Source organism: Lysobacter sp. TAF61 (assembly GCF_052113485.1).
Taxonomy (GTDB): Bacteria; Pseudomonadota; Gammaproteobacteria; order Xanthomonadales; family Xanthomonadaceae; genus Lysobacter_J.
Genome location: NZ_JBFRDH010000012.1, coordinates 1 through 5,685, shown reverse-complemented (window position 1 = coordinate 5,685; position 5,685 = coordinate 1). Strand labels below are relative to the sequence as shown.

At 59.2% G+C, this 5,685-nt stretch carries 4 protein-coding genes; all 4 read right to left on the bottom strand.

What is annotated here, in order from left to right; all coding sequences use genetic code 11:
- Positions 1–1,908 precede the first annotated feature (1,908 nt).
- The 4 genes from AB4Y64_RS17545 to AB4Y64_RS17530 all read right to left on the bottom strand — a co-directional run bounded on the left by AB4Y64_RS17545 (position 1,909) and on the right by AB4Y64_RS17530 (position 5,529).
- The gene (locus tag AB4Y64_RS17545; RefSeq protein ID WP_441817732.1) at positions 1,909–2,193 is read right to left on the bottom strand and encodes a hypothetical protein; all 285 of its coding nucleotides are present in this window, start codon (positions 2,191–2,193) and stop codon (positions 1,909–1,911) included.
- A 1,502-nt stretch (positions 2,194–3,695) separates the two neighbouring features.
- Positions 3,696–4,085: an Imm41 family immunity protein gene (locus AB4Y64_RS17540; RefSeq protein WP_441817731.1), complete on the bottom strand. Its 390-nt coding sequence runs from the start codon at positions 4,083–4,085 to the stop codon at positions 3,696–3,698.
- Between the two features lie 17 nt (positions 4,086–4,102).
- Complete coding sequence (locus AB4Y64_RS17535; protein ID WP_441817730.1) at positions 4,103–4,597, bottom strand: SseB family protein; 495 nt, start codon at positions 4,595–4,597, stop codon at positions 4,103–4,105.
- Positions 4,598–5,115: 518 nt separating this feature from the next.
- Positions 5,116–5,529 carry an SMI1/KNR4 family protein gene (locus tag AB4Y64_RS17530; protein ID WP_441817729.1) on the bottom strand — a complete coding sequence of 138 codons (414 nt, stop codon included), beginning with the start codon at positions 5,527–5,529 and terminating at the stop codon, positions 5,116–5,118.
- Positions 5,530–5,685: the final 156 nt, after the last annotated feature.

The window sequence follows — 5,685 nt, the reverse complement described above, 5'->3', positions numbered from 1 at the left end:
GCGGACTGTGAACCCGCCCCCTTCCTTGCCGGAGCCGGCATCGAAAAAGGGCGACCAGGGTCTAGCGGAGTCGCCCACCACGCGTCCGCGACCCGTGCCGCTCTACGCCCTTACGGCTGCACAGCGGCGACAACTCGCCTAACGCCTGAATTAAGCCGAGCCACGAAGTGGCTTCGGCTTGAATGACCTGTTAGGCCTAGCGCCGCAACCGGAGCCAAGAACTGCGGCCGGCAGCTGTGTCATGACCTAACCCCCGGCGGAAATGTATCAGCTCGCGATGCTCCGCGCCGCCGAAGACGGGGCCCCGACCGGAGCGGGACCAATGCCGCGGGGATGACGTCAGATGGGGGCGTTGTGCGCACACCCGGAGCACAAAGCGGGCGAGCATCAGCCCCGGCGACGAGTCGCTCCCACAACCCGGCCGCACGGCTGCGACTACGGTCCTAACGCCTGAGTTAAGCCGCACCGCGGAGCGGTGTCGGCTTGAATGAATTGTTAGGTGGCAGCTTACTTGTCTGCAGCATGCCTGGCCTGTTGATAGAAGGCCTCCAGGTCGGCCGATGACATTGAGCTGAGGCTCTTATATGCCGGCTCTGTGGCGGACTTGGAACCTGTGCCTTCTCCGTGAAGTTCGATGCCCCCATTCCCGTCAGGTGTAACGATGAACACGAACGGTGAAGCAGGATTCGGTGGTGCCGCTACCACAACTACCGAGTGGCCATCAGCGCAGCCGTACATCAACCAGTCGTTGCCGCCCAATTGGGCGGTCGTTGGGCCGATGTTGCATTGAAGCGCGGGAGCTTGTGCTGCAGGTGCGTTAGCACCTGAGCTGGCCGCGAGCATCGCGATTGCAAGAGCCGAGATCATCTTTCCCTGCCACCTAACGCCTGAGTTAAGCCGACATCAATCGCGTAGCGATTGGTGTTCGGCTTGAATGACCTGTTAGGCCTAGCGCCGCAACCGGAGCCAAGAACTGCGGCCGACTGCCCTTCCATGACCTAACCCCCGGGCGGGAATGTATCAGCTCGCGGTGCCTAGCGCCGCCGAAGACCGGGGGCCTGCCGAAGGAGGAAGACAGCCGCCGGCAATGAGCTCGACTGGGGGCGTTGTACGCATGACCGAAGCACAAAGCGGGCGAGCATGAGCCCCGACATCGCGTCGCTCCCTCGACCTGGCCGCACGGCTGCGACTACGTGCCTAACGCCTGAGTTAAGCCGCGCCGCGGAGCGGTGTCGGCTTGAATGACTTGTTAGGCCTAGTGTCGTGACCGGAGCCGAGAACTGCCGCCGGAAATGCCTAGACCTTCCCCGGCCCGAAATGTATCAGCTTGCGGAGGCCTGTGAACCAGCCCCTCCCCTTTCCGGAGCCGTACCCAACAAGAGCGACTAGGGGCTAGCGAAGTCGCCCGCCACGCATCCGCAACCTGCGCGGCTCTACACCCTTACGGCTGCACAGCGGCGACAACTCGCCTAACGCCTGAGTTAAGCCGCACCGCAGAGCGGTGTCGGCTTGAATGAATTGTTAGGCGCCGCCACACGGAGTGGGTGCTCCGGGTTGTCACGAACAAACGCCTCAACATCAGAGAGCTTGGTCGGCAATGGTGGACCGTCCACACTTCGGTAGCTGAAGAAACGAAATCCAGCGTTATGCAGCGCCTGGACCTTGGCCCATTGCTCCGCGTCTCGAGCTGTCGGGGCCTTGAATGAGCGCCCCATCTCATGTAGTTGCCCACCACAGTGTGGACAGACGGCGGCCATTTCAGAACGAGGAGCCACCTTGAAGCTCTTGCGACATGCAAAGCAGGCGTGAGCGATCAGATACTGAGGGCTTGGCAAGCGGCTGGCTTTCATAGGTGCCTAACGCCTGAACTAAGCCGAGCCGCGAAGCGGCTTCGGCTTGAATGAATTGTTAGGCCCCACCCGGTACACCGGAGCCGCCGTTGTTGATGCGAACTATACGATCAATCTCCTCTGGCCCGACTTGGGCAAGGAAGCGATGCACGGCTTCCTTGGAAGTGCTTGGCGGGAATAGCAATTGGTATTTCCCAGGATCGTTTGGAGGTAGAACGACCTGGATCTCAATGCCATGACCCGTAAAGAAATCATCGAGGAAGTCGTGTAGCTCGACGTCACAAACCGTCAGCAAGCACTGGCCGTTCCAGTCGGTTAGCTCTACGTGGTCACCAAACTTCATGTGGGGCCTAACGCCTGAATTAAGCCGAGCCGCGAAGCGGCTTCGGCTTGAATGAATTGTTAGCGCCCATCGCCGCGAGACTTGCGCGCCCTATCTGAACTTGGCCCAGAAATAAGTCGCCAGACTAACTTCCATGCGCCGTATGCGATGACAAGGCCTACTAAGACACGTCCAAGGATGTTGCCGGCTTGATAGGCGCTGCTGGATCGGTCGACTGCCAGAGCGACGGACGGCAGTGCGGTCATTGGCGCGACGAACAAACAGTAAATGGCTTTACGCACGATTGCCTCGAATAGACAGCGAGTGCTTAGGGTTGTTGTGAGATGTCGAGGGAAGTCGCACAGGAACGACCAATAGAGGCTACCTGAGACTGCTCCGCCTCAGTTATGACCTGCTGTTCTCCAATGCGCTTGAGGTCTCGGACACTAAAGGATTTGACCATTTCATCTGCGGTGCACTCGCAGAGCTTTAGGACTTGCTGGGGTGTGACACCAGGCGGTGCAGATGTTTCCGCGCAGCCCTTTGGAAAATCCGCGCGAAATTGCAGCAAAAATTCATCGTCGGTCTGGCTACAGGCCATCAACGGAGCCAAGGATGCGGCGACAAGGATGGCCCTACCTACAGTTCGCATGGTTCTCCCTTATGGGCGCTAACGCCAGAGTTAAGCCGCGCCGCGGAGCGGCGTCGGCTTGAATGACTTGTTAGGCCTTAGCGCCCTAACCGGAGCCCAGAAACTGCGGCCGGCTGCAGTGCCATGACCTAACCCCAGGCGGAAATGTATCAGCTCGCCGGGCCTGGCGCCGCCGGAGACGGGGGCCCGACCGAAGCGGGAGAAATGCCGCTGGCAATGACCGAGGCTGGGGGCGTTGTGCGCACCACCGAAGCACATAGCCGGACGCGTACCCGCTGCCACAGCATGTCGATTCCGGACCGGCCGCAACGCTGCGACTACAGGCCTAACGCCTGAGTTAAGCCGCACCGCGGAGCGGTGTCGGCTTGAATGAACTGTTAGGTGCCATCCTTGCCCATAGGATCCGAATACTCAACTGGGACAACGTGCACTCGACGAAACTCTCCGGTGGCCGACGTGTCTACGATCACGTCATAGCCCTTTTTGCTTAGCCCTGACTCCCAAAGCCACCAACGGCACCGAATTGTGCGAGATGGAGATTGACTCTCAGCGCAGTCGTAAGTCGACGTTGCGAACGGAAGGTCGGAGACCTTGACAGTTTTGCCAGAGAGCTTCTTAGCCAATGCGCCGGCAATTACTTGGGCGCTGAGCTGGCCTGGAGCTGTTACGCCGGGGAGGTCAATCCCCGCGGCGACATCCTCCCAAGCAGAAAGGCAGCCGCAGGCAATTGGCGTCCAGGTTGCCGCAGCCCCGGCAACGCTACATGCCAGAACGAGCGGGACAGCTTTTATGAGTTTGCGGCGAATGCTCATGTGGCACCTTACGCCTGAATTAAGCCGAGCCGTGAGGCGGCTTCGGCTTGAATGAATTGTTAGCTGCCGGCCGACAGCAGTGGGTTGCGCTCATCAAAGCTCTCAGCAAGGTCCGGCATTTCGCCGGAGAAGAATCCCTCAAACACCAGATGGAATCGCTCTATGATCTCGCAAATATCGTTTGAATCCAGGTTCCGAATGGAGAACACGTCATTCGGGTTAAAGTGTGCGGCGAACAGGTTAGTGGTTGCGCTGAAAAGCCTGAAGACTCTCGATCGCACCTCCGCGTCTTCGCCAGCAGTAGTGACAAGCTGGCACAGGGCCCACTCCACTTTCCAGTACTCCTCCTGCGACCACAGAGCGTCCTCGTAAAGACGCGCCCGAAAAGACGCCTCGTCGAACGAGCCGCTCCACGGGTGGTTTTTGGCGATTACGGTGTATGCATCCAAGGCAGCTAACGCCTGAATTAAGCCGAGCCGCGAAGCGGCTTCGGCTTGAATGAATTGTTAGGGCGCGACACCCTTGCTTTGTACTCAGCGATCCCACCCGCGTTCCACTCAAAGCCTTGTGCAGTACCAATGTTGATCACGATGCCATGACCCGGGGGCAGGACTTGGAGTAGCCACTTGGTTCCCACGCTCAAGCCATGCGAGTAGGCAGGCGTCTGTTTGCAGAACTCCGATGCTTGGTCCGTATTGGTGAACGCTACAACCCATTGCGATCCATCCGCCTTTGAAACAGTGGACGGCTTCCAAGCCGTAATCGCCTCGCCGTCAATTTCAGGTGGGGAGGCTAGAGGAACGAATAACGAGCTCCTTGCCAAAATGGCCAACATTTCTTGAATGGGCAACCGGCCTATCCGTGCTTGTTGTATGGCCTCGTGAGCGGACAATGCTGCCGAAGCGTCCGATGAGGGCGACTGAGGATGCTTATTTCCTAGCAACTTGTTGAGAAAGTTCATGAGCGCCCTAACGCCTGAATTAAGCCGAGCCGCGAAGCGGCTTCGGCTTGAATGAATTGTTAGGGCACATCGACGCGCTCCACCGACTTGGCTAGCACCCAGCCATGCATCCCGTAGCTGGTCTCCAAATCGTAGCCGGCTACGCCCTCTGCCCGGCAATGGGCCTGCGCGCTCTCGAGCGAGTCAGCCCAGTGGCCTGGCCAGCCCACAAGCCGGAACCCCTCAGCAATTGTGTCCCATTCTCGGGCAAGTAGCTCCTCAGCAGAAACTGGGACGAGATCAAATACCCAAGACGGCATAAGCGGGTAAGGGAATTGGTGCGCCATCACCCCTTTGAACCTTATGTCGAACAGTAGCGATCCTTCGGGGCCTGCTCGGAGGTGCAGCAGTACCTCTCCCGTTCGCGAGTCGGCCGAGTAGGCCAAGACCTGACTGTCGTGTACGCCGGGAAACATTCCTGTGGGCCCTAACGCCTGAGTTAAGCCGAGCCGCGAAGCGGCTTCGGCTTGAATGAATTGTTAGAGCCCGCCCAGCCACGGCCCCAGCTTGGGAAAAGCTACCGTAAATGCGCCACTCCAGTCGTCCCCGGGGCCAAACGCATTTGGATCAAATTGAACTACAGGATTCCCTGGGGTGGCCAAGTCGATGCAGTAGTGGATGGCGCAACCAAGGTGAAGAATGGGTAGTAGGTGCCGGCGCCAAACCCAACCTGGATCATCGGGATCCGAGCTGTTGAGCACCCGATAGAGACTAAGCGCTGTGTCGCCTTGGTCAGTGACGTGTCCGGAGCTGAGGCCAAGCAAACCGTAGTCCGGCCCGAAGCCGCCATTGCCGCGTAGTGCATAGAGAGCAACTAGTGCGGGTGGGAGAGGAAAGCCAACGACCTTCTCCACCTCCGCGACCTCATCCTGTGTCGGTGCTGGATGCTTCATGCGGGCTCTAACGCCTGAGTTAAGCCGCGCCGCGGAGCGGTGTCGGCTTGAATGACTTGTTAGGCCTAGTGTCGTGACCGGAGCCGAGAACTGCCGCCGGAAATGTCCTAGACCTTCCCCGGCCCGAAATGTATCAGCTTGCGGAGGCCTGTGAAC